Genomic DNA, 23,094 nt, shown 5'->3' on the forward strand with positions numbered 1-23,094 from the left:
CGCGGCAGCTAAGGAGAAGCACACCGTAAAGCACGTTTTCAGGGTAGCACCGGTTCACTTCTGCACCTTTCACGCCCGTTCGGAGTGCCCTTCGCCCGTCTCCGACTCGATCACGACGACGGTCACGTTGTCCCGTCCGCCTGCCTCGATCGCCGCCTCCACGAGCGCGTCGGCGAGGCTCCCGTCGTGCGGGTCGGCGAGGATGCCCGCGATCTGAGCATCCCCGAGCTCCTTCGTGAGGCCGTCGGAGCAGATCAGGAAAGTCTGATGCCCCTCGATCGGCAGGAACAGCGCGTCGGTGTCGACGTAGTCCTCCGCACCGAGCGCGCGTGTGATGACGTTGCGTTCCGGATGCACGGCCGCCTGCTCGTTCGTGATCAGTCCCGCATCCACCAACTCCTGGACGGCGGAGTGGTCGATGCTCAGCTGGACGAGGGCGCTGCCGTCCCACCGGTACACGCGCGAGTCGCCGACGTTGACGACCATCCACTGCTCTTCGCCGGTCTCGGGCAGACGCACCCGGATGACGCCGGTCAGTGTCGTGCCGGCGACGGCGATCCCGGACTCGTCGGCGCCGGAGAGGGCCCGCACAGCAACGTTGGCGCGATCGATGGCCGCGATGACGTCGTCGGGGCTGGGAAGCGACCCGCCGGGCAGCGCGTTCGCGAGCGTCTCCACAGCGGTCGTGCTCGCCGCGTCGCCCCGGGCATGGCCGCCCATGCCGTCGGCGACGGCGAAAACGGGATCGGCCGTGATCATGCTGTCTTCGTTGACGTGCCGCACGGCCCCTACATCGCTTCGTGCGCTCACGTCGACGATTGACGTCATTACCCGGCATCCTCCCGTGTGGTCTTGGCCGGACGGTCGGTCGTCTCGGCGGTGCCCGAGTCGTCCGGCTCCTCCTCGTCGTCGCCATGCATGGCCTCGGACACGGAGGTGCCGCTGCGCTTCAGCTTCACCAGACTTGCAATCGTAGCGACTGCCATCGACAGGATGATCACCGCGAGCGAGGTCCATGTGCTGATCTCGGGCGCCCACTCGATGGGGTGGCCCCCGTTGATGAAGGGGAGCTCGTTCTCATGCATCGCGTGGAAGACCAGCTTGACGCCGATGAAGCCGAGGATGAACGCGATGCCGTATTTGAGGTACTCGAGCTTGTCGAGCAGGTGGCCGAGCAGGAAGTAGAGCTGCCGCAGACCCATCAGCGCGAACACGTTCGCGGCGAAGACGATGAACGGGCTCTGCGTGATTCCGAAGATCGCCGGGATCGAGTCGAGCGCGAACAGCAGGTCGGTCGTTCCGAGCGCGATGAACACGATGATCAGCGGGGTGAACATCTTGTTCCCGTCGACCAGCGTGCGCAGCTTGAAGCCCTCGTACTGGTCGGAGATCTTCAGGTGCTTGCGCATGAAACCGACCATGCGGTTCTCATTGTCGTCGGTGTCGTCGTGCTTGCTGAAGGCCTGGTGGATGGCCGTGTACAGCAGGAACGCACCGAAGATGTAGAAGATCCAGCTGAAGCTCGCGATCAGCTGGGCGCCGAGCACGATGAAGATCCCGCGCAGGACGAGCGCGATGATGATGCCCACCATCAGCACTTCCTGCTGGTACTTCTTCGGCACAGCGAAACGGCTCATGATCAGCACGAACACGAACAGGTTGTCGATGCTCAGGCTGTACTCCGTGAGCCAGCCGGCGAGGAACTGGCCGGCGTGCTCCGCATCCCCGATCGTGAGCATCAACAGGGCGAACAGCAGGGCGAGCGCCACGTAGAACGACACCCAGAGCGTCGATTCCTTCGGACTCGGGATGTGCGGCCGCTTGAAGACGATCAGCAGGTCGAACGCCAGGATCAGCAGCAGGACGACGAACGATCCGATCTCGAACCACGCGGGAAGAGCAAGTTCCACAGGGATTACCTTTCGAAGGGTGCCAAAAAGACAGCCGAAAGTCTCTCCCGCACCCACTCACTCGGGTGCCGCCGTGTCCGGGATCGATGACACCGATCCGTGTTGACGTTCACGACGCCGACCCGCTGTGGGTCGTCCGGGATACTCCCCTTCGCTTGCATCATCCTACCGGAGCCCATCCCTCACGACGTACCCGGGCCGACGGTTTCGTGTGCTTCACGGATGAGGTCGGCGACGGCTTCGAGCTCGTCGCGACTGTGGATCGTGAAGCGATGCGTCACGACCTTCTTCGTCGTGGGAAAGGCCGCCGCGATCTCGCGGTAGGCGCCGAGCAGTGCGAGGTCTTCCTCGCTGAGACCGTGGGTGAACTCCCGCCAGGTGGCCTGCACCATGGGGCCAAGTCTCGCAGCCGCGGATCGCGCGGTCTACTGTGACCTGCATGACCGAGGATCTTCGCGCACAGGCCGTCAAGGAGAGTCTCCACGACTATCTGCGAAGCAATCGCACTGAGCTTCTCGCGAAGCTCGACGGCCTCGGCGAACGCGACCTCCGGCGCCCCCTCACCCGAACCGGCACCAACCTGCTCGGCCTCGTGAAGCACGTCGCGAGCGTGCAGCTCGGGTACTTCGGGGAGACTTTCGGCAGGCCCACCGCGGTCGAGATGCCGTGGCTGGCCGACGATGCGGACGTCAACGCTGACATGTGGGCGACCCCCGACGAGACGTCGCAGCAGATCTTCGAGTTCTGGCAGTACTCCGCGGAGCATTCCGACGAAACGATCCGGATGCTCGACCTCGACTCCCCCGGATCGGTGCCCTGGTGGCCGCAGGAGCGGCGAGCCGTGACCCTCGGCCTCGTACTGACCCGGATGCTGGCCGAGATCGCCAGGCACGCCGGTCACGCCGACATCGTCCGTGAGCTCATCGACGGGAGCGCCGGCAACAACGACGGCAACCTGCCCGACCAGTCGGACGACCAGTGGAGCGCCTATCGCGAACGTCTGGCTGCGGCGGCGGAGGAGGCCGAACGGCGGTACGGCGGCCGCGGAGCGTGAGACGACGGCCGCTCGACAGCACCGTGCTCGCCTCGGCGGGTTACGACGCCGAGCGCCGGATCCTGGAACTCGAGTTCGTCGACGGCGACGTCTACCGCTACTGGGTCGTGCCCGCACGCGCCTGGCGGGAGTTGCTCGAGGCCGACAGCGCCGGCCACTACTTCGCGACGAGCATCCGGGATCGCTATCCCACCGAGAAGCTGTGAGCCGGCACGTCCGATCAATCCCGACCGCGCCTGCGGGCGATGTGGAGGACTGCGCCCCAGTGCCGGCGCAGCCGACCGTCGGCGCGCAGGTCGAGCCTCCTCCGAATCTCGCCGTCAAGGCGATCGCGCTTCCATCGGTCCATCGCGATGTGGTTCGAAAAGGTATCGAGCAGGTGCAGGTACTCCTCTGCGGTGTAGCTGACCTCCCAGTCGAATGGGACGATCGCCGCGACTTCGAAGAGACCGCTCTGCGCGATCTCCTCGCGCGAATCAGGCAATTCGCCGGGCCGGGGCTTCGCCTCGTCGCCCTTGCCTTCGCCGATCTCCTCGTAGATCTCCTGGAGTTCGGCGAAGAAGGGGTCGCCTCCCTCGGGAAAGACATGCGTCGCACTCCAGAACGCCAGGTGCCCATCGTCGTTCAGAAGCTCCCAGGCCCGCCCGTAGCGGATGCCGGGATCGATCCAGTGCCAGGCCGTCGCGGCGAACACCAGGTCGAAACGGTCGGCGCCCACCCGGGCGGTCTCGAATGCCCCGGTGACAACCCTGACGTTCGGGTACGCGACGAGGTTGCGCCGCGCGGCCGCGGCCAGATTGACGCCGATCTCGACGCACGTCAGCTGCATTCCTCGACGAGCCAACGGAATCGTGGCCTTCCCCGTCGCGCATCCCACCTCCAGGACAGAGGCGCCGCGCTCGAGGCCAGTGACGTCGACAAGGGTGTCGTACAGCTGCTCTGGATAGTCGGGCCGCGCCACCTGGTACAGATCGGCTGTGGAATCAAAACGGGTTCGCAGGTCGCGCCGATCGTCAGCCACTGTCCGAGTCTCTCGCAGGCGTCCCCGCCTGTCGAGGACCGAACGGGGCTCAGTCAGCGGGCTTGATGGCGACGCGTCCGCTGCCGGTGCGAGCCAGGTACAGGCGGGCGCCACTGCGGGCGAGGAACTCGTCCACAGCGTCGCGGGAGCCTTGCCACCAGCCGTAGTCATCGAGCAGCAGAACGCCGCCCGGCGTCAGCCGGCCGTACAGGTGGGCCAGTTCGTGCGCGGTGGATTCGTACCAATCCGTGTCCAGACGCAGCACGGCGATGCGTTCGGGGGCCTGGTCGGGGATGGTCTGCTCGACCGGCCCCTTGACGAAATGCAGCTTCTCCTCCGGGTACGGGACCTGACGGAAACCCTCCTTCACGTCCTCCAGCGAGGCGTACGCCCACACGCGGGAGGCCTTGCCGTAGGAGGCCATCAGGTCCTCTGCGGTCCGTCCGTCGCCGCGCCGGTCGCGCGGGCCGGGAGCGGTCATGCCCTCGTACGTGTCGAACAGGTACAGGTCGCGATCGTGTGCACCTGCTGCATCGAGCGCCCGGGCGATCGCGTGGATGCTCCCGCCGCGCCACACGCCGCATTCGACGACCGCACCGGGGATGCCGTACCGGGTGACATAGCGGGCAGCCGTGATACCTGCGTACAGCTTCTCGACGTTCGTCATCGTGTACGGCTGCACCAGGCGGATGATCGCGGCGGCCTCCCCGTCGATGTCCGCGGGAATCCGCCCGGCCGACGTGTCGCCACCTGTGCCGCCGCGAGCGCTCCGCAGTTCATACCCGGTCAGTCGGGAGAGAACACCGTTGAGACGCTTCCGCATCGACACACTGCACAAGGTACCCGTTCTTTTCAGACGGGCGCGGTCTTGATTCGCGGACAGTCCGGTTCGCGATCCAATTCATACCCGGCTCTCGTGGCGGATCGGCTTCAGCCGCTCGGGCGCATCCGTGGCGGGCGGGAACTCGCAGTGGAACTCCCCTTCGTAGCCGAACAGAAAGCCGAATACGGGGTTCCGCACCTCCATGCGGATGCGGTACACCTCAGCGGCATCGTCGTAGCTCTCATGCAACTCGGCGCGACCGCTGAACAGCATCGGAAAGCGGAAGGCGACGAATCGTCCCTCGTAGAATCGCTGCTCATCGGAGGTGAGGTGCAGCGAACCATCGTCACCGACCGTGAGATCCAGGTCCACAGCCAGGTGCTGATGCGTGCCGAGGTAGTCGAGAACGCGGCCGTCGTTGAGAATCATGGTCGCGTCGAAGCGGCTCGGCTTTTTGTGCACGCGGTACTCGCGGACGAAAGTGACGGTTTCGCGCCCCAGCGGGTCGCGATACGGGAAGTTCTCGATCGTGAACGGGACGTGGTCACCCACGTCAGGTATGAGAATGTTCCGGAGTTTACCGATGTACAGAAACGGCAACACCCACCAGGGCCCACGACGGATGCGCGACATGACCCCGGTTCCGATGCACGCGTAGCCCGATTCAAGGCCGACGCCGAATCTCTTCTGCATCATCGGAGAGAGTCGAGTGAACTCCTCGCCCAGTGCACGTTCGAAAATCGAGCTCATGGCGCCTCCAGCGTCGCGAGTGCCGTCGGAGGGTCGTCCATTGCGCGTCCGTGGCGGGGCGTCCGGCGACAGCGAGCCGCGCGCGGTCGATCCTGCCTCCAGAATTGAATGACAGACCACAACGTCCACGTTTCGGGCTCGACGCCTGTCTCCGCCCAGATGCGCAGCCGATCGAAACTCCACGCCGTCATCCAACCGATGAACCGGCGGAGGAAGAGCACATCCAACGTGGTGCCCCAACCCGGCTCGTAGTCATATCCGGTTATGAATGTGACACCAGTGGCAGTGGGAACGTAACGCCAGTAGCCGCGCCCGTCGCCGAGCGGCGACAGAGGGTCGGACGTCGTGAATCGCAATGCCGATGTCCGCGATCCGTCCGGCCTGCTTCGCTCCCCCAGGGAAGTCCCTGTGCCAACGATGGTGTGGAGCGGCAGCCGGCGTTCATATCGGAACCGGTACCCACCGCCAGAGAGGGCTTCAGTCGGCGTTATCGAGCTGAAGCGAAGATCCCAGCGCGGATGCTCCGAGGGTTCCTGGGTGAGCTGCCAGACCCGCTCCATCGGACTGTGGATCTCGATCTCGACATGGATTGGTGAGCCCCTCATCGATCCCCCAGGTCCGTCCCACCACCGTCGCCCAGCCGTTGCCTGATACCGTCGGCCTTCGCTCGTCGGCAATTCGCTTCACGGTAGCGGTCGGCGGGGCAACAACTCGAGTCCTCGATCGGGGGTCAGCGAGCGAAACGAAAAAGCCCGGACACCAGTGAATGACTGGTATCCGGGCTGTTGGTGACCCCAGCGGGATTTGAACCCGCGTTACCGCCGTGAGAGGGCGACGTCCTAGGCCGCTAAACGATGGGGCCGTTTTGCAACTCAATGAGTATGCCACAGACCCGCCACTGGCTCCAAAACGGGGCCGGCCTCCGGGCGTGGCGCGTCGGCCGGTCTCAGGCGAGCACTTTGAGGGCGCCGGGAACCACGGTGATCTCGACGGGCAGTGGGCCGATCCGCTCTCCGTCGGCGTAGGCGATCACCCCGGGTGCGGTCAGTGTCACCGAGCGCACCCGCTGGAACGACACCACCGGGAGCTCGGTGTGGGCACCGGAGAAGACCTTCGGAAAGACACGGAGGAATGCGAGGCGCGACATCGGCGTGACGACGAAGAGGTCGAGCATCCCATCTTCGAGGTCGGCGTGCGGAACGATGCGCATCCCGCCGCCGAGGGCACGGTTGTTGGCCACCGAGATGAGCAGCGCCCCGGTCGAGGACGGAACTCCGTCAGCCACGATCTCGTAAGGAATGGGCTTGAGCGTGGCGAGTTCGCGCAGGAGCGCGAAGACGTAGCGGCTTCGGCCCCTCGGGCGCGTCATCAGATTGGCGCGCTCGTTCACGATCGCGTCGAAGCCTGCGGAGAGCACGCCGGCGAACCACGTGGTGAGCTCACCGTGGCGCACCGTGGCCGCGTCGATCACGCGCGGTGGTCGGCCGAGCGCGTCCAGCAGACGCGCGATGGCCGCTTCGGTGTCATCGATCGGGATGCCGAGGCCGTCGGCGAGGTCGTTTCCGGTCCCGCTCGGCACGATGCCCAGGGGGATGTCGGTCTGCGCCACGATGTTGGCGCCGAGGTTGGCCATGCCGTCGCCGCCGACCACGACGAGCGCATCCGCACCCGCTTCGACCGCGCGGATCGTCTCCCGGCGCAGGAGCTCGATGTTCGCCTGATCGATATCGATCACGTTGTGTCCAGCATCCCTCAGCCGCCGGATCGCCAACGGGCCGACCTCTGCACGGTGCCCGAACGACGCCATCGGGTTGACCGCGACGACGACGGTGAGGGTGGAACCGGCCATGGTTCACGATTATGGCCGAGTCCCCGGGGTCCCGATGACACGCGTACCCGTCCGGGCGGTTCGGAGAGTTTGCAGTCGCACCGTGAATGGGTATTTCCTGGAGCCATGAGACTGACGAAGTTCGAACACGCTGCCCTCCTCCTCGAAGACTCCGGAAAGAAGCTGTTCCTCGACCCCGGCTCGTTCACGTCGCCGCTGACCGACACGTCGAACACCTCCGCCGTCGTCATCACCCACGAGCACGCCGATCACTGGACGCCCGAGCAGCTGAACCGTGTGCTCGAGCTCAACCCGGAGGTGCCGATCTACGCCCCGCAGGGCGTCGCCGCCGCCGCGCCCGACTTCGCCATCACCGTCGTGCACGCCGGTGACACCGTCGAGGCCGGACCCTTCACGTTGCGCTTCTTCGGAGGCACGCACGCGGTCATCCACTCGAGCATCCCGGTCGTCGACAACCTCGGCGTCCTCATCAACGACGAGCTCTACTACGCGGGCGACTCATTCACGATTCCCGAAGGGGTCGAGGTCGACGTGCTCGCGGTTCCTGCGGGAGCGCCGTGGCTCAAGATCGCCGAGACGATCGACTACGTTCTGGCCGTGAAGCCGAAGCGCAGCTTCCCGACCCACGAGATGGTGCTCGCACGCGCGGGAAAGGACATGTCCAACGGACGCATCAAGTGGGCGACCGAGCAGGGCGGTGGCGAGTTCTTCCCGCTCGAGCCTGGCGACACTCTCGACCTCTAAATCCCGCTGTCAGCGGCTCAGCGCGCGTGATCGGCCAAGATCTGGTCCACGTCGATCTGCTTGAGCAGCGCGGGCCAGTCGAGCTGACGGGCGACCTCCGCGATGTCTTCGTCGGCGAGCACGCGTCCGCTCCGTTCGACGGTGACGCCGACGGGGACCATCCTGTTCAGCTGCGCGAGGATGGCGTCGTCGACCGCTTCGGTGTCGAAATCGGCTCCCACGCTCGCGTAGTAGTCGGCAGAGAGGGTGTACGACACGATTCCGGTCTCGATTCGGCTCATGCCGGAAGTGTAACCCCGCGATCGTCGAACGTGAGGGGTCGCAACACGCCGCCCGCCGGGAGCGTCGGGCGGCGTGTTGCGACCCCTAGTTCGCGCGTGCCCGAGGATGCTCAGCCGCCCACGCCGCGATCTCGGCCCGCCGGGCGGCACCGAGCTTGGCGAGGATGTGCTCGACGTGCGAGCCGACCGTCTTGGGAGCGATGGAGAGCGATGCGGCGATCTGCCGGTTCGTGGATCCCGTCGCGACCAGTCGCGCCACCTCTACCTCGCGGGCGGTGAGCGGGAAGGTCCCGTCGTCCCGTGGCACACCCCGGCCTGCGCGCTCCGCCTGCGCGACCAGCGCCGCCGCACCGGTACTCGTCGCACGGTCCATCGCCTCTGCGATGAGCTCGGAGGCCGCCGCCGGACTCCTCGACCTCGTCGCGCAGACCGCACGGTCGATCAGTGCCTCCGTCCCCTCCCACCAGCGGCTGTTCGCGTCCCAGCCCGCCGAGGCCGTCTCGAGCAGGATGCGCGCCTGGCCCGGACGTCCGCTCGCCAGCTCCAGCAGGCCCTCCGCGTGACTGATCGCGGAGAGGGTCCCCGGTATGCCGCGCCGGCGAAGGAGGACCGCGCACTTGTCGATCCACGCACGGGCCGTATCCGTCGGGGCCGCGCCCGGCGCACCGCCTGCCAGAATCGCGCGGGTGCCCGTGACGACGAACGGGAACAGGTAGGCGGCGTCGGTCACTCGCGCGGAGGCCTCGAAGCCGGCCTCGCACAGCTCCACCGCATCCCCGAACCGCTCCTCGCGGAGGGCGAGCTCGGCGAGGCCCCAGAGAGCGGGCGAGAGGCGCTGGAGTTCGCGCATCCCCTCCCCGATCGCACGGGCCTCGTTCAGGATCGTACGGGCTCCCTCGAAATCAGCACGACCGAGCGCGAGATAGCCGAGCACATGCAGAGCGGTCACCCTCGTCGTGATCGCGCAGCGCCCGTCGGCCAGTGCGCGGGAGGCGAGTTCGGTGGCGTCGACCCAGTCACCGGTCGCCCAGCGCACATGCGCGAGGTGTGCCGTGAGGTAGTGGGCGTCGTTCCAGCGCTCGACCGACCGCGTGTACCGGATGCCGTCGGTCAGCCAGCGCTCGGCGCGCGCGTACGCGACCAGCACGGACGCGCTGGTGCCGAGCATCCGGTACGCGCGGGCGGCCGATGCCTCCAGGCCGGCCTCGACCGAGCGTTCGATCGTGGACTCCAGAAGCGCCCAGCCCTCGTCGAGACGGCCGGCGAAGACGAACACCGAGCCGATCGTCGCGTCGACGCCGGACCGGGATTCGAGGTCGTCGGCGGCGATCAGGGCTGCAGCGCGCTGGCCGTAGCCCTCGGCGTCCTCCAGCCGCCGGTCGAGCATGTTCGCGGCGGCGAGCGATGCGAGCAGCTGCGCGCGGGCGTGCCGGGTCTCGTTCTCCGGCAGGCCGTCGAGGCGGGCGAGCGCGTCGTCGAGATCGCGCATCCTCGATTCCAGGTCGGCGCCCAGCAGATGCCGCACGGCGACGAGCGAGGGAACGAGCTCGGCGGCGGCCACCTCGTCGCCCTCGGCGCGCAGCAGGTCGATGGCCTGGAGGTACTCGGTCTCAGCGGCCTCGTTGTCGTCGACGGCGACCTGCTCCGCCGCCAGAAGCCGGTGCAGGTTTGCTTGCTCGGCCATGCTCGCATCGGCCGGCATCGTGCGTTCAGCGCGCTCGAAGAGCTCCGCCGCCTCACGATGCGCCGAGACGTGCGAAGCGCGGTCCGCCGCTGCGAGAGCGCGACCGTACGCCTCGTCGGCCAGCCCCGCGCGCTCGAAGTGGTCGGAGACCCACGCTGCCGGGAACCGGGCCGCATCCGTGGCCCAGGCGACAGCCGCATGCAGCGAACGCCGGTGCGCCGCTCCGGTGTCTTCGTAGACGGCGTCGCGGATCAGGGCGTGCCGGAAGTCGAAGCGATCGTCCGAACGGCGCACGACGAAATGCTCGACCATCAGTTCGTCGAGCATGATCTCGACCTCGATCGCGCTGTCACCGGTGATGCGTGCGAGCAGCGCAGCGTCGAAGCTGCGGCCGATCACCGCCGCGGCGGACAGTGCCTCCCGGGTGCGCGGACGCAGTCGCCGGGTGCGGTCGATCACGGCCTCCGCGATCGTGTCGGGAACGTGCTCGAATCCGCCGGCGACGAGTTCCTCGATGTGCAGCGGGATGCCGTCGCTCGCCGCGAGCAGCCTGTCCCGCTCGTCCTCAGCCGCCTCACGGCCGAGAATCGACGCGAACATCCGGGCGGTGCCGTCGGCGTCGAGCCGGGACAGCCGTACCTCCTCCGCGCGACGCTGAGCGAGCAGGCGGGTGCGCCAGAGCTGGAACTCGGTCTGCGGGAACAGCTCCTCGGTGCGGTACGTCACCAGCGCCATGCTCGGCGAGGAGCGCAGCGCCCCTGCGACGCGCTCCAGCACCTCGAGGCTGAGCTCATCGGCCCAGTGGATGTCCTCGAGCCGCAGCAGGGTGGGAGTCGCCAACGCGTCCTCGACAGCGCCCGTCAGCTCGGCGACCATCAGCCGCCGGCGTCGCAGCGGGTCGCCCGCCATGCCGTCCTCGATGACGAGCGAGCGGATGCGGTCGGCGAGCTCGGACTCGCCGGCCCGCCGCAGCTCCGCCGACAGTCCCAGCAGGAGGACTCCGGGTGTCTCCCGGTCGCTCGGGAAGGCGCCCACCTCGATCGTTCGGGGCGCAGCGATCCGCGCCACCATCTCGTCGAGGAGGCGCGACTTGCCGATTCCTGCCTCGCCCGCGAGGACGAGCAGCTGTCCCGAGCCCTCGGCGCTCTCGGCCCACCGCCGCTCCGCGAGCGCGAGGAGATCCTCGCGGCCCACGAACTCGGGACAGACACGGGCGCGACCACCTGGCGTCGAGTACGCCGCGATCATGGGCACAGTCTAGGAGCGGTCGGCCGCGATCGACAGGCTCTGAGCGCATCCCGGAGCCATGATCGGTCAGACGACCGATGCTCGTGCCCTCCGCACCGGCGAGGCTGGCGGGACGAGAGAGGAGCAGGACAATGGCACGATTCATGGACGTTCACGACGGATTCGTCGGCGTCACCAAGGAGCAGCTCGCGGAGGCGCACGAGTTCGATCTCGCGATCGAGGCCGACGAGGGGGTGCACTTCGAGCAGGCCTGGCTCGATCCGGAGAGCGGCAAGGTGTTCTGCCTGTCGGAGGGCCCGTCGAAGGAGGCGGTCATGCGCATCCACGAGCGCGCCGGGCATCCGACCGATCAGGTCTACGAGGTGACGGTCGAGGTCTGACGCCGATGCTGGGTGGCCGGTCGCTCTGCCCTCATCGGGGGCAAACAGCCCCGGCCAGCCCTGCACTGGGGCGTGCACCCGGTCGCACCCGGCCGTTAGGTTGACCGGATGGGTGAAAAGACGGGCATGCGCGAGCGCGCGGCCGGCCTCTCGGTGATGGAACAGGTCGTCCGCTTGCAGGATGCGGCCCCGCGACGGTCGGCTCTCGCCCGTGCACTCGGGGTGAGTCCGCTGACCGAGGAGGCCGAGCCCTGGTTCGCCGGCGCGACCGGCGAGCGCGAAGTCGGAGCTGTGCTGTCGAGGCTGCCCGAAGGATGGACCGCGTTCCACGCCGTGCCGGTCGGCCGCGACGAGTCCGACATCGACCATCTCGTGGTCGGCCCGGGCGGCGTCTTCTCGGTCAACACGAAACACCACCGCGGCAAGAAGGTGTGGGTCGGCACGAAGGCTGTGATGGTCGACGGCGTCCACCAGCCGTACATCCGCAACTCCGAGTTCGAGGCATCGCGGATCCGCGGGCTGCTGGCCGAGCGGGGCCTGCACGCGCCGGTGCACGCCGTGGTCGCGGTGGTCGGGGCGGCGAAGTTCTCGGTCGCCCACCAGCCTCCCCGGGTATCGATCGTCCAGTCGTCCGACCTTCTGCGATCGATCCGGCGGCGAGCGAACGTCGTCGACGCGCCGACCATCGCCGCCATCGTGGACCTGTTCGACCATCCGTTGACTTGGCGTGCCGACGCGCCGGGCGTCGACACGGTCGGACGGTTCGAAGCGATCGCCCGCGACGTCCGCTCGGCGACGTTCGTGCGCCGTGGCTGGGTGCTCGCCGGCGCGCTCGCGCTCGTCGCGGTCGGGCTGGCGCTGCTCCCGCACTGATCTCACCGATCGTGCGGGCCGTTCGCCGGCTCAGGATGCGGTCGTGCGCATCCGCAGCTCGAGGGCGCCGTCGACGGTCTCCAGCTCGAGCGATACGCGCGCGCCGCTCAGCTCGCCGAGCGACGTGAGGTGGGTGCCTCCGCACGGGAATTCAACGACCGCATCGGGCAGCTCGCACCGCCAGGTGCGGCGCTCCCCCAGCCCCTCACCGGTGCGGGCGATGGCGACCGGAGCGCTGGAGGCGACCCAGCCGGCGAGCAGGGCGTTCGCGGTGGCCGTCACCTCATCGAGCACGCCGGGGAGTTCGGCGGCCGCGAAGCCCTTCTTCCGCAGGCTCTTGCCGATGCGGTAGGTGTCGAGTGAGCCGTTCGGCAGGATGCGCGACTCCTCGATCGCAAGCTGGTCGAAGTTCGGATTGCCGCGCCCGTCGCGCGGTACCTCCTTCGTCCAGAGCGCGGCGAGGGACTCGTTGAGCGCCAGAGACGCGAGGTGGCAGGCGGTGTGGCCGGCGGACAGGGCGCGGCGCCCATCCGGTTCGACCGCGATCTCGGCTGCGCTCCCCGGCTCGATGCCTGTCGCGTCGGCGACGAGGTGGCAGACCACGAAGACCCAGCCGTCCGTTCCGGTGCGCACCGGCGCGTCGCCGACGAACAGGGAGGTGCCGTCCGTGGCGCCCACCACGGCGTCGAGCACCGGATGCGACACCCCTGCGACGGTCAGCGTGCCCTGGTCGGCGGGCTGGTCCGGCCACACCGGGTCGACCGGGTGGAACGCCGTGCGGTCGAGGACGACGGCGGCGCGCCCGTCCGGAAGCGGCTCGACGTGCAGGACCGTTCCGGACGATACGAGTGCACCGTCCGGATAGCTGACGAGGGTGTCCGTGACGATCGGCGTGGAGAGGCTCATCCGTCCAGGTTACGAGGTCGGCGATACGCTGTGCCGATGACGCTCCCGCGCTCCCGACACCGCCTCGCGGCCGGGCTGGTCGCGGTCGCGCTCGCGGCGGCCGCGGCGCTCAGCGGCTGCACCCCGGAGCAGGTCGAGCGCGCCGGCGAAGACGTCGCCGAGCAGTGGACCGTCCCCGCCTTCTACCAGCAGCCCCACCCGGTGCCGGCCGGCGAGCCCGGCACCCTCATCCGGTCGCAGCGCATCCTGGGAGCGCCGAACGGAGCCAAGGCCTGGCGCATCCTCTTCCGGTCGACGGATGTGCTCGGCCACCCGGTCGTCAACTCCGGCATCGTCGTGGCTCCCGCCTCCGCCGCTCCGGCGGGTGGACGGACGGTCGTCTCCTGGGGCCACCCGACCACGGGAAGCGCCCAGCGCTGCGCGCCGTCGGCCGGTATCGATCCGTTCGACCTCGTCGAGGGTCTGACCGGGTTTCTGCAACGCGGATACATCGTGTCGTACACGGATTACACCGGTATGGGCACGTCCGGTCCGAACTCGTACCTGATCGGCGACACCGAGGGCAAGAACATGCTCGATACCGCGCGCGCCACCCGCGAACTGCTGGGGGCGGAGGCGAGCAACCGACTGGTGCTCTGGGGCCACTCCCAGGGCGGCCAGGCCGCACTGTTCGCGGGCCAGCTCGCGGCCGGCTACGCACCCGAGCTCGACCTGCGGGCCGTCGCCGTCGCCGCGCCGGCTGCTGATCTCGGCGACCTCATCGAGGCCGATATCGGGGACATCTCGGGCGTGAGCATCTCCTCGTACGCCTTCACGGCGTTCGAGGAGGTCTACGGACCGTCCACTCCCGGGGCCACGCTCGACAGGATCCTGACCCCCGCCGCCATCGCGGCGCTGCCGTCCATGGCGAGACTCTGCCTGATCGGCCAGAACAAGGCCCTCCACGCGATCGGCGAGCCGCTGGTCGGGAAGTTCCTCGCCGCGGATCCGGAGACCACTGAGCCGTGGGCCACGCTGCTGTCGCAGAACACTCCCGGCGCCGTGCCGATCCCGGTGCCGCTGTTCTTAGCCCAAGGCGACACCGACCAACTCGTGCGACCGCAGGCGACGGCTGCGTTCGTCGAGCACGAGCGCGCGATCGGCACGCGGGTCAGCTTCTTGCGCATCCCCGACACCGGGCACGGGCTGGTCGCCCTTCGTGCACTGCACGATCTGTTCGAGTGGCTTCCGGCCAACCGGGCGGGTGCGACCGTGCAGGACTGACGGGTCACGTCGATCGCCTCTGGCCGATGCGTCCCGGCTACGGCAGACTCTGAGCATGCAGACCGATCCGGGAGACCATGGCTGGCAACGCGTCCCCATCGAGGCGCAGAGCGTCGATGCTCCGCTCTCCGGCTCGGCAGTGTTCCTCGTGGTGGCGATCGCCGACGCCGACGAAGCGTATGCGGCCGTGCGGGATGCGCTCTCCGGGCTCTCCGACCTGGTCAAGACGGTCGGCTTCCGCGACCTCAACGCCCACCTCTCGTGCAACGTCGCGATCGGGGCGGCCTCGTGGCCCCGGCTGACCGGCCGACCGCTCCCCCGAGAGCTTCATCCGTTCCCGGTCATCGCCGGCCCGGTGCACACGGCGGTCTCGACGCCCGGCGACCTGCTGTTCCACATCCGCGCGGAACGCGACGACTTCTGCTTCGAATTCGAACGGCTGCTGCTCGGCGCGCTCGGCGACGCTGTGCAGGTGATCGACGAGGTGGTGGGTTTCCGCTACTTCGACTCCCGCGACCTGCTCGGCTTCGTCGACGGGACGGCGAACCCCGCCGGCAGCGAGATGATGGGTGCGGCGCTCGTAGGCGACGAGGACCCGGAGTACACCGGGGGTAGCTACGTGGTCGTGCAGAAGTACCTCCACGATCTCGACAAGTGGGGTTCGCTGCCGGTGCCCGCCCAAGAGGGCGTGATCGGGCGCACCAAGCTGGAGAACGTCGAACTGGGCGACGCCGAGCACGGCCAGAAATCGCACAAGACGCTCGCGACGATCACGGACGAGAACGGCGTGGAGTACGACATCCTGCGCGACAACATGCCGTTCGGACGACCGGGCCACGGCGAGTTCGGCACCTACTTCATCGGGTACTCCGGGCGGCTCTGGGTGATCGAGCGGATGCTGCAGCGGATGTTCGTCGGAGACCCGGAAGGCAGCTACGACCGGATCCTCGACTTCTCCACCGCCGCGACCGGCACCACCTTCTTCGCCCCGGCCAGTGGCGTTCTCGACGCCCTGGCGGACTGACCGAGCAGAATGCCTGCCAGCACGATGGCGAGACCGAGCGCTTGACGCAGCGTCAGCACCTCGCCCGCGACCATCGTGCCGAGGAGCACACCGGCGACGGGGTTGAGGAGACCCAGCACGCCGACGGTCCCGGCACCGAGGTGTCGCAAGCCCGAGAACCAGGCGACGAATGCCAACGCCGTCGCGACCACGGTCACGAACGCGAAGCCGGCGATCGCTGGGCCGTCCAGCCGCGGTGGCGCGCCCTCGAAGGCCACCGCGAACGGCACTGCGAGAAGACCGCCGGCGATCAGCTGCCACGACGTCGACGAGAACACGTCCGTGCCGTCGCTCCAGCGAGTGGCGAGCACGTACCCGACCGACGACAGCAGCATGGCCGCGAGCGAAGCGGCGACCCCGAGGGGATGCACGCCGGCCCCGCCGTCGAGCAGCATCACGCACACCCCGGCCACGCCCACGACGGCGCCCGCGACCGCGATCATCCGCGGACGCTCGGCGAGGAGCAACCAGCCGAAGCCCATCATGGCCAACGGCGACGTCGCCATGAGCGTCGCCGCGATGCTCGACGGCAGCAGCTGCGCCGCCGCGTAGACGAGTGCGAAGAAGCCGCCCGTGTTCAGCACCCCCAGCACGGCGGACCGCCACCACCACGCGCCGCGCGGTCGGCGACGGCGCACCAGGAAGAGCAGGAGGCCGGCGGGAAGCGCCCGGATCGCGGCGCCCCACAGCGGCTCCCCCGGCGGCAGCACGGCGTTCGTGACGACGTACGTCGATCCCCAGGCGATCGGCGCCACGGCCGTGACGAGCATCCAGAACCACTTAGCTTCCATGGAAGCTATTTTACCTTCCATGGAAGCTATTATGGAAGGGTGAGCACAACAGCCGACGGACCCGACCGCATCTCCCGGATTCAGGCCGAGTGGGCCCTCGAGCGCCCTGACCTCGACGTGAGCCCTCAGGGCGTCATCGGCCGCCTGCACAGGGTCGCTGGGCACCTCACCGACGAGCTCCGGATCGTCTATGCGGAATTCGGGCTCGGCGAGGGCGACTTCGACGTGCTCGCGGCGCTCCGCCGTGCAGGAGAGCCCTTCGAGCGGACCCCCGGAGAGCTCGCCGAGCACACGATGGTCACGACGGGCGGCATGACCAAACGCATCGACCGCCTGGAGAAGGCCGGACTGGTGGCGCGACGCGCGGGTTCCGGCGACAGGCGCAGCCGGGTCGTCGCGCTCACGCCGCGCGGCCGGGAGACCATCGATGACGCGTTCACCGCCCACATGGCCAACGAGCGCAGACTGGTCGATCAGCTCGGGGCCGACGACGCCCGACGGCTCGAGGAGATCCTCGGCCGGTGGCTGGCCCGGTTCGAGCGATGACGGGCTGAGGCTAGTGCCTCAGAGCGTCCTCGAGCGCGACCCACGGGAGCATCGCGCACTTGATGCGGGTCACGTAGCGGGAGACTCCGGCGAGTGCGACCGCGTCGCCGAGCAGCTCGTCGTCGCCCTCGAGCTGACCCTTCGACTGCATGAGCTCGCGGAAGGCGGCGATCTTGGTCGCCAGGCTCTCGCGCGAGTCGTCGTCGACGATGTCGCTGAGCAACGACGCCGACGCGGTCGAGATCGAGCAGCCGTGACCTTCCCAGCTGATCGACGCGACACCGCCGTCGGCCGCGGGATGCACGTTCACCGTGACCTCGTCGCCGCACGTCGGATTCAGCTGGTGGGACGACGCCGCGGCTCCGTCGCGCAAGCCGAAGCCGTGCTTCTCCTTCGCATGATCGAGGATGACCTGCTGATAGAGGCTCTGGAGCTCTGAGGAACTCATCGGTCGACTCCGAAGAACGCGCGGGAGTCGGCGACGGCCTGAACCGCCTGGTCGACCTCGTCCGCGGTGTTGTAGAGGTAGGTGCTGATCCGCGTGCTCGCCGTCGCGCCGAAGCGGCGATGCACGGGCTGGGCGCAGTGGTGGCCGACACGCACGGCGATGCCCCGATCGTCGAGGAACTGACCGACGTCGTGGGAGTGGATCCCGTCGACCACGAAACTGGCGAGCCCCACCCGTTCCACATCGCGTCCGGGTCCGAGGATGCGCACCCCGGGAATCTGTGCCAGCCCGTCGAGCAGGCGCTCACCGAGCGCCGCCTCGTGCGCCTCGATCGCCGGCATCCCGACCTCGCTCAGGTACTCGGTCGCCCTCGCGAGAGCGATCGCCTGGGACACCCGCTGCGTGCCCGCCTCGAAGCGCTGCGGCGCGGGAAGGTACTCGGTCTCCGTGAGCGTCACCGTGGTGATCATCGACCCACCGGTCAGGAAAGGCGGCAGCGCATCGAGGAGGTCTTTGCGTCCGTAGAGCACGCCGACGCCGGTCGGGCCGAGCATCTTGTGCCCGGAGAAGACGGCGAAGTCCACATCGAGCGCCCTCAGGTCGAGAGCGAGATGCGGCGCCGACTGACAGGCGTCGAGCACGACGAGCGCCCCCGCCGCGTGTGCGAGCCGGACGAGGGTCTCGACCGGGTTGATCGCTCCCAGTACGTTCGAGACGTGCGCGAAAGCCACGACCTTGGTGCGTGGGCCGATGATCGACGCCGCCTCGTCGAGCCGCAGCTGCCCGTCGTCGTGCAGGCCGATCACGCGGAGTGTCGCCCCCGTGCGAGCGGCGAGCTCCTGCCACGGGACGAGATTGGCGTGGTGCTCCGCCTCGGTGACGACGATCTCGTCGCCCGCGGTGAGCTGGAATCGCTCGGCTGCGGCACCTCCGCGGCCGAGCGAGGCGTTCGACATGCTGTAGGCGAGGAGGTTGATGCCCTCGGTGGCATTCGAGGTCCAGACGATCTCGTCAGCGTCGACCCCGACGAAGCGGGCGAGGGTCGCCCGCGCCTCCTCGAAGAGCTCGGTGGCCTCACCGGCGACGGTGTGCGCACCCCGATGCACCGCGGAGGTGTAGTTCTCGACGAACGTGCGTTCCGCATCCAGCACCTGACGAGGTTTCTGGGAGGTCGCGCCCGAGTCGAGGTAGACGAAGGGGTGACCGTTCACCTCGCGGGAAAGGATGGGGAAGTCCGCGCGGATGCGGGTCAGATCGAGCGTGTCAGTTTGCATCATGTCCAAGAGTCTTCTCGGGAACAACTTTAGGTCCCTTCGGTGCAAGTTGCTCGGGAGCGCTCGCATTCCCCGCGCTGCCCTTTCTTAGCGTGATCTGAGCTGGCGTCTCGGAGACTCGGGAGATCGAAAAGAAGGGCTCCGCCATGCTCGCCTCGTCCCTGCGCACCCCTCGGGCGCAGACGCCCACCCCCGTCGCCGTCGTCCAGGTGGCCGCCTCCGGCGCTGTCATCGTCGTCGTCATTCTCGCCGGCCTGGTCATCCGGGTGACCTCGGGAGCGACCTTGGTCGACCTCCGGGTCCTGAACGCGTTTGCCGCCATCCAGAACACCGCGCTCACCGCCATCGCATTCGGAGTCGACTGGGTGTTCTCGCCTCCGATAGCAGCGGTCATCGTGGTGCTCGCCGGTGCCGGGGTCTGGATTGTGACGAGAAGGCTGCGCGCCGTGGTCCTGTTCGTCGGCGTCGCCGTCCTCCCCTGGCTCGGAAGCGAGGTGGTGAAGCTGATCGTGCGCCGGCCGCGGCCCGATCCGGCGTCACTCGCGCATCCACTTCTCGCCAGCCCGCCGTCTTTCAGCTTTCCGAGCGGGCACACCTGTTTCGCGCTCGCACTGTGCCTCGCGCTGCTGACCGTGGCGTGGTCGACGAGAGCGAGGCCATTCCTCATCGCCATCTCCGTCGTCATCCCGGTGACGACCGGCCTCTCGCGGATATATCTCGGCGTGCACTACCCGACGGATGTGCTCGCCAGCCTTGCCTACACGGCCGCGGCCGCTGCCGCAGTCACCGTTCTGGGCAGGATGATCCTCGCTAGGGTTGACCGACATGGAGAGTGAACGGCATCGCATCCTCCTGGTCGAGGACGATCCTCAGCTCGGGCCGATCATCCAGCGGGTGCTGGCGGAGACCTACGAGGTGACGCTCGCTCCCGACGGCGAGACAGGGCTGCGCCTCGGACTCGGCGAGCCTTTCGACGCGATGGTCGTCGATCGCCGGCTGCCGGGCATCGACGGTCTCACGATGATCGAGCGGCTGCGCTCCGGCCGGGTGGTCGCGCCCATCCTGGTGCTCACCGCACTCGGCGCGGTCGCCGACCGGGTGAACGGGCTCGACGCCGGCGCGAACGACTACCTCGTGAAGCCGTTCGAGTTCGACGAGCTGCTGGCCAGACTACGTGCGCTCACCCGGACCTTCTCCGGCGAGGGCGCCGCGGTCTCGATCGGCAGCTGGGAGTTCTACCCCGAAAGTCGCTGCATCTATTCGCCGTACGAGGGGCGCATCCAGCTCACGGTGCGCGAGAGCGCGCTGCTGCGGCTGCTCGCCGAGAACCCGCTGCGCACGTACAGCCGCGGCGCGATCCTGCACGCGGTGTTCGAGAGCGATGAGCAACCGGGCACCGTCGACACCTACGTCCATTACGTGCGCCGCAAGACAGACAAAGACCTGATCGCAACGGTGCGGGGCGAGGGCTATCGGCTGGGTGAACTGTGAGGAACCGACCGGAGAGCGACGTCGATGCTCTCGCCGTCCGGCGTGCATCCCGTATCGTCGGACTCCAGATCACAATCGCCTCGGGCGCTCTGGTCTTCGCAGCGATCGGGGTCGCGTTCTTCTTCGTGCTCGACCAGCTGCGGCCGTCCGAACTGCTCGAGAAGCCCGCACCGGGCGAGCACAAGATCTACATCGACAGCACCGAGGCCATGATCGCGTTCGTAATCGTCGGCGTTCTCGCTGTCGCCGTGGCCGGAACGCTGAGCCTGGTGATCACACGTCGCGCGGTCAGTCCGCTCGGGCGCGCGCTGTCGATTCAGCGAACCTTCGTGCAGGACGCCAGCCACGAGCTCAGCACCCCTCTCGCGGTGCTGGATGCGCGACTCCAGATACTTCAGCGCTCCCTGCCGCAGGGTGACCCGTCTTCCGGGCTCGTCTCGGAGTTGCGCACCGACGCCCGTACACTCATCGACGTCGTGAACGACCTCCTGCTCGCCGCGGCCGACACCCCTGGCGGCGTGGGCGAACATCCGGCGCCCGTGGTGCCCGCCGTCGAACGCGCAGTCGAAGGGATGCGGGTGCTGGCCTCCGAGCGGGGGATCTCGATCGCGCTCGACGCGGACGGGTCGCCGGCGACCCCGGTGCCCTCGACGAGCATCCAGCGCTGCATCACCGCCCTCCTCGACAATGCGGTGACCCACGCTCCGGACGGGTCGGTGGTCAGCGTGAGAGTTCGAGCAGAGCGTAACCACGTCATCCTCGCAGTCGCCGACTCCGGACCAGGCATCGTCGACATCGACCCCGAGCGGATCTTCGACCGCTTTGCGCGAGCACAACAGTCTGCCACCACCTCGACCAGGCCCGGTTTCGGGATCGGGCTGGCACTCGTGCGCGAGGTCGCGGCGAGGTACGGTGGCAGCGTTCGCGTCGCAGAGACGAGCGCACGCGGAACGGTTCTCGAACTGGTTCTGCCCGAGGTGCGCTCGAACTGAGTGTGCGTTGAACACCCGACCTTCGAGACTCCGAACCTTCACCGTCGGGACTCTTGGTCGTTTCTGAGACCTGATCGGGTGGACTGGTGCACGGCACCCCAGTGCCGCATCGGTCCCACCAGGAGGGTACTCAGATGGTTCTCGCGCAGGCACCGCGCAGCTCGGTACTGAGATTCACTCTCTCCGTCGCCGTCACCAGCAGATGGAAGGTCGCAGCCGCCCTCGGCACACTCGCGATCCTCCTCGCCGCCGAGGGATCCTGGATCCCGTCCCTCTGGGGCGACGAAGCGGCGAGCCTCCTGTCGGCCGAACGGCCGGTGCCCTCGCTGTTCCGGATGCTCGGCCACGTCGACGCCGTTCACGGCACCTACTATCTGGGCCTGCACTGGTGGATCAGGGTCTTCGGCACTTCGCCGTTCGCTCTGCGGTTTCCGAGCGCCGTCGCCGTGGGGTTCGCGGTCGCGGGCACCGTCGCGATCGCCTGGAGGCTCGCGGGCCGGCGCGTGGCCGTCATCGCCGGACTCGTCTGCGCCGTACTCCCGCGGGTGACGTACATGGGCGAGGAAGCCCGCTCCTACGCCTTCAGCGCGGCCTTCGCCGTCTGGCTCACCGTCGTCCTGCTGGAGATCCTCGCCCGTCCCCGCGTGCGGCGACGCTGGTGGGTGGTCTACGGCATCCTGCTGACCGCCGGGACGTACCTGTTCCTCTATGTCGCTCTCTTCGCAGTCGTCCACGCCGTGCTCCTTCTCGTCGCCCGCCCGGGGCGTCGGGTCCTCGTGCCCTGGGCGATCGCGGCAGGCGCGGCAGCAGTCGCAAGTTTCCCACTCGTGGTGGTCGCCTTCCTCGAACGGCGTCAGATCGCGTATCTCGCCACGACGAACCAGATCACCGGCAACGCCGTCTTCAGCACGCTGTGGTTCAGCACCTGGACGGTCGCGGTCGTCGGGTGGGGGCTCATCCTGTTCGCGCTGGGCGGCGCCTGGCGGGAGCGCGGCCGGGCAGCGAGCGCGGGAACCCATCAGGGTGCGGCAGGAATCGATCGCCCTCTCCCGTCGCTTGCCGCAACGGGCGCGGCGTGGCTGGCGATCCCGACGATCATCCTCGTCGGCGGCCACTCCATCACCCCGGACTTCACGCCCCGCTATCTGTCGTTCTGCGCGCCGGCAGCCGCGCTCGTGATCGCTCTCGGGTTGACCCGGCTCTCGCGAGTCCGACGGTGGGCGCCCTTAGTCGCCGGGACGATTCTGCTCGCAGCGATCGTCCCGGTGTACGCGGCGCAGCGGACGCCGTACGCGAAGAACGGGAGCGACTGGGCGGAGGTGAGCTCCACGATCGGCGCGAATGCGCGACCGGGCGACGGTGTCGTGTTCGACGAGTCGACCAAACCCTCCAAACGCCCCCGACTCGCGATGCTCACCTACCCGGCCGGCTTCCGGGGCCTCGTGGATGTCGCCGTGCGCACTCCGTTCGCCAGCAGTCGGACCTGGCACGACTCGGCGATGACCGTGCCGCAGGCCGAGAGGGCTGGCCGTTTCGACGGCATTCGGCACGTCTGGCTCATCGAACTCGCCGACGGCGCGACCGTCGACTCCTACGGTCGCGCCGACCTCGAGCACCTGGGCTATCAAGAGGTCGGTCGGACCCTCGTCACCCACGCATCCCGGATCACCGAGCTCGCCCGCTGACAGGGCGCCTCCGTTCAC

At 68.3% G+C, this 23,094-nt stretch carries 26 protein-coding genes and 1 tRNA gene; 12 read left to right on the plus strand and 15 right to left on the minus strand.

Annotation, left to right across the window (positions count from 1 at the left end):
• Window positions 1-69: 69 nt before the first annotated feature.
• From ACFVV0_RS05955 to ACFVV0_RS05965, 3 genes are all read right to left on the minus strand, one after another.
• The gene (locus ACFVV0_RS05955) at window positions 70-828 is read right to left on the minus strand and encodes a PP2C family protein-serine/threonine phosphatase (RefSeq protein ID WP_387059700.1); all 759 of its coding nucleotides are present in this window, start codon (window positions 826-828) and stop codon (window positions 70-72) included.
• Window positions 828-1,910: a TerC family protein gene (locus ACFVV0_RS05960; protein WP_387059703.1), complete on the minus strand. Its 1,083-nt coding sequence runs from the start codon at window positions 1,908-1,910 to the stop codon at window positions 828-830. The genes ACFVV0_RS05955 and ACFVV0_RS05960 overlap by 1 nt, the downstream gene beginning before the upstream one ends.
• Before the next feature lie 182 nt (window positions 1,911-2,092).
• Entirely contained in the window at window positions 2,093-2,302 is a 210-nt protein-coding gene (locus tag ACFVV0_RS05965; RefSeq protein ID WP_387059705.1) for a hypothetical protein, read from the minus strand.
• Between the two features lie 47 nt (window positions 2,303-2,349).
• Between ACFVV0_RS05965 and ACFVV0_RS05970 the strand changes: the two genes are divergently transcribed.
• Complete coding sequence (locus ACFVV0_RS05970; RefSeq protein WP_387059707.1) at window positions 2,350-2,964, plus strand: DinB family protein; 615 nt, start codon at window positions 2,350-2,352, stop codon at window positions 2,962-2,964.
• On the plus strand, window positions 2,961-3,170 hold the full coding sequence (locus ACFVV0_RS05975) for a KTSC domain-containing protein (RefSeq protein ID WP_387059709.1): 210 nt from the start codon (window positions 2,961-2,963) through the stop codon (window positions 3,168-3,170). Before ACFVV0_RS05970 ends, ACFVV0_RS05975 begins: the two co-directional genes overlap by 4 nt.
• A gap of 14 nt (window positions 3,171-3,184) precedes the next feature.
• On the opposite strand, the gene ACFVV0_RS05980 is transcribed toward ACFVV0_RS05975, so the two are convergent.
• The 6 genes from ACFVV0_RS05980 to ACFVV0_RS06005 all read right to left on the minus strand — a co-directional run bounded on the left by ACFVV0_RS05980 (window position 3,185) and on the right by ACFVV0_RS06005 (window position 7,407).
• On the minus strand, window positions 3,185-3,985 hold the full coding sequence (locus ACFVV0_RS05980; protein WP_387059712.1) for a class I SAM-dependent methyltransferase: 801 nt from the start codon (window positions 3,983-3,985) through the stop codon (window positions 3,185-3,187).
• A 49-nt stretch (window positions 3,986-4,034) separates the two neighbouring features.
• The gene (locus ACFVV0_RS05985) at window positions 4,035-4,808 is read right to left on the minus strand and encodes a TylF/MycF/NovP-related O-methyltransferase (RefSeq protein WP_387061723.1); all 774 of its coding nucleotides are present in this window, start codon (window positions 4,806-4,808) and stop codon (window positions 4,035-4,037) included.
• A gap of 78 nt (window positions 4,809-4,886) precedes the next feature.
• Window positions 4,887-5,558, minus strand: coding sequence for a DUF4166 domain-containing protein (locus ACFVV0_RS05990; protein ID WP_387059715.1), 672 nt, complete (start codon window positions 5,556-5,558; stop codon window positions 4,887-4,889).
• Window positions 5,555-6,163 carry an SRPBCC family protein gene (locus ACFVV0_RS05995; protein ID WP_387059718.1) on the minus strand — a complete coding sequence of 203 codons (609 nt, stop codon included), beginning with the start codon at window positions 6,161-6,163 and terminating at the stop codon, window positions 5,555-5,557. The genes ACFVV0_RS05990 and ACFVV0_RS05995 overlap by 4 nt, the downstream gene beginning before the upstream one ends.
• Before the next feature lie 181 nt (window positions 6,164-6,344).
• A tRNA-Glu gene (locus tag ACFVV0_RS06000) sits at window positions 6,345-6,420 on the minus strand.
• Between the two features lie 84 nt (window positions 6,421-6,504).
• Window positions 6,505-7,407 carry a diacylglycerol kinase family protein gene (locus ACFVV0_RS06005; RefSeq protein ID WP_387059721.1) on the minus strand — a complete coding sequence of 301 codons (903 nt, stop codon included), beginning with the start codon at window positions 7,405-7,407 and terminating at the stop codon, window positions 6,505-6,507.
• A gap of 105 nt (window positions 7,408-7,512) precedes the next feature.
• Here ACFVV0_RS06005 and ACFVV0_RS06010 point away from each other — a divergent pair, with 105 nt between their 5' ends.
• Window positions 7,513-8,151, plus strand: a complete 639-nt coding sequence (locus ACFVV0_RS06010; protein WP_387059725.1) for an MBL fold metallo-hydrolase — start codon at window positions 7,513-7,515, stop codon at window positions 8,149-8,151.
• Window positions 8,152-8,168: 17 nt separating this feature from the next.
• On the opposite strand, the gene ACFVV0_RS06015 is transcribed toward ACFVV0_RS06010, so the two are convergent.
• The gene (locus tag ACFVV0_RS06015; RefSeq protein ID WP_387059728.1) at window positions 8,169-8,432 is read right to left on the minus strand and encodes a hypothetical protein; all 264 of its coding nucleotides are present in this window, start codon (window positions 8,430-8,432) and stop codon (window positions 8,169-8,171) included.
• 85 nt (window positions 8,433-8,517) lie between these two features.
• Window positions 8,518-11,364 (minus strand): helix-turn-helix transcriptional regulator, encoded by a 2,847-nt coding sequence (locus tag ACFVV0_RS06020; RefSeq protein WP_387059731.1) that lies wholly within the window; start codon window positions 11,362-11,364, stop codon window positions 8,518-8,520.
• Window positions 11,365-11,495: 131 nt separating this feature from the next.
• Between ACFVV0_RS06020 and ACFVV0_RS06025 the strand changes: the two genes are divergently transcribed.
• Complete coding sequence (locus ACFVV0_RS06025; RefSeq protein WP_387059734.1) at window positions 11,496-11,744, plus strand: SCO4226 family nickel-binding protein; 249 nt, start codon at window positions 11,496-11,498, stop codon at window positions 11,742-11,744.
• Between the two features lie 108 nt (window positions 11,745-11,852).
• Window positions 11,853-12,617, plus strand: coding sequence for a nuclease-related domain-containing protein (locus ACFVV0_RS06030; protein ID WP_387059737.1), 765 nt, complete (start codon window positions 11,853-11,855; stop codon window positions 12,615-12,617).
• 30 nt (window positions 12,618-12,647) lie between these two features.
• Here the strand turns inward: ACFVV0_RS06030 and ACFVV0_RS06035 are convergent, their stop codons facing one another.
• Window positions 12,648-13,523, minus strand: coding sequence for a metal-dependent hydrolase (locus ACFVV0_RS06035; protein WP_387059739.1), 876 nt, complete (start codon window positions 13,521-13,523; stop codon window positions 12,648-12,650).
• 36 nt (window positions 13,524-13,559) lie between these two features.
• On the opposite strand from ACFVV0_RS06035, the gene ACFVV0_RS06040 reads away from it, so the two are divergent.
• Window positions 13,560-14,786 (plus strand): lipase family protein, encoded by a 1,227-nt coding sequence (locus tag ACFVV0_RS06040; protein WP_387059741.1) that lies wholly within the window; start codon window positions 13,560-13,562, stop codon window positions 14,784-14,786.
• Window positions 14,787-14,841: 55 nt separating this feature from the next.
• On the plus strand, window positions 14,842-15,810 hold the full coding sequence (locus ACFVV0_RS06045; protein ID WP_387059744.1) for a Dyp-type peroxidase: 969 nt from the start codon (window positions 14,842-14,844) through the stop codon (window positions 15,808-15,810).
• On the opposite strand, the gene ACFVV0_RS06050 is transcribed toward ACFVV0_RS06045, so the two are convergent.
• The gene (locus ACFVV0_RS06050; protein WP_387059747.1) at window positions 15,720-16,640 is read right to left on the minus strand and encodes a DMT family transporter; all 921 of its coding nucleotides are present in this window, start codon (window positions 16,638-16,640) and stop codon (window positions 15,720-15,722) included. The two genes, ACFVV0_RS06045 and ACFVV0_RS06050, sit on opposite strands and share 91 nt — an antisense overlap.
• Window positions 16,641-16,679: 39 nt before the next feature.
• On the opposite strand from ACFVV0_RS06050, the gene ACFVV0_RS06055 reads away from it, so the two are divergent.
• The gene (locus ACFVV0_RS06055; protein WP_387059750.1) at window positions 16,680-17,186 is read left to right on the plus strand and encodes a MarR family winged helix-turn-helix transcriptional regulator; all 507 of its coding nucleotides are present in this window, start codon (window positions 16,680-16,682) and stop codon (window positions 17,184-17,186) included.
• 10 nt (window positions 17,187-17,196) lie between these two features.
• Here ACFVV0_RS06055 and sufU read toward each other — a convergent pair whose 3' ends face one another.
• Window positions 17,197-17,634 carry a Fe-S cluster assembly sulfur transfer protein SufU gene (sufU, locus tag ACFVV0_RS06060; protein ID WP_387059753.1) on the minus strand — a complete coding sequence of 146 codons (438 nt, stop codon included), beginning with the start codon at window positions 17,632-17,634 and terminating at the stop codon, window positions 17,197-17,199.
• Window positions 17,631-18,908 (minus strand): cysteine desulfurase, encoded by a 1,278-nt coding sequence (locus tag ACFVV0_RS06065; protein ID WP_387061726.1) that lies wholly within the window; start codon window positions 18,906-18,908, stop codon window positions 17,631-17,633. The genes sufU and ACFVV0_RS06065 overlap by 4 nt, the downstream gene beginning before the upstream one ends.
• Before the next feature lie 146 nt (window positions 18,909-19,054).
• Here ACFVV0_RS06065 and ACFVV0_RS06070 point away from each other — a divergent pair, with 146 nt between their 5' ends.
• The 4 genes from ACFVV0_RS06070 (at window position 19,055) to ACFVV0_RS06085 (ending at window position 23,076) form a co-directional block, all read left to right on the plus strand.
• The gene (locus ACFVV0_RS06070; protein WP_387059756.1) at window positions 19,055-19,744 is read left to right on the plus strand and encodes a phosphatase PAP2 family protein; all 690 of its coding nucleotides are present in this window, start codon (window positions 19,055-19,057) and stop codon (window positions 19,742-19,744) included.
• Window positions 19,734-20,399: a response regulator transcription factor gene (locus tag ACFVV0_RS06075; RefSeq protein ID WP_387059759.1), complete on the plus strand. Its 666-nt coding sequence runs from the start codon at window positions 19,734-19,736 to the stop codon at window positions 20,397-20,399. Before ACFVV0_RS06070 ends, ACFVV0_RS06075 begins: the two co-directional genes overlap by 11 nt.
• Complete coding sequence (locus tag ACFVV0_RS06080; RefSeq protein WP_387059762.1) at window positions 20,396-21,391, plus strand: sensor histidine kinase; 996 nt, start codon at window positions 20,396-20,398, stop codon at window positions 21,389-21,391. The genes ACFVV0_RS06075 and ACFVV0_RS06080 overlap by 4 nt, the downstream gene beginning before the upstream one ends.
• Before the next feature lie 134 nt (window positions 21,392-21,525).
• Window positions 21,526-23,076 carry a glycosyltransferase family 39 protein gene (locus tag ACFVV0_RS06085; RefSeq protein WP_387059765.1) on the plus strand — a complete coding sequence of 517 codons (1,551 nt, stop codon included), beginning with the start codon at window positions 21,526-21,528 and terminating at the stop codon, window positions 23,074-23,076.
• Window positions 23,077-23,094 lie beyond the last annotated feature (18 nt).

The sequence above is a fragment of the Leifsonia sp. NPDC058230 genome, assembly GCF_042882245.1.
In the GTDB taxonomy this organism is placed as follows: domain Bacteria; phylum Actinomycetota; class Actinomycetes; order Actinomycetales; family Microbacteriaceae; genus Leifsonia.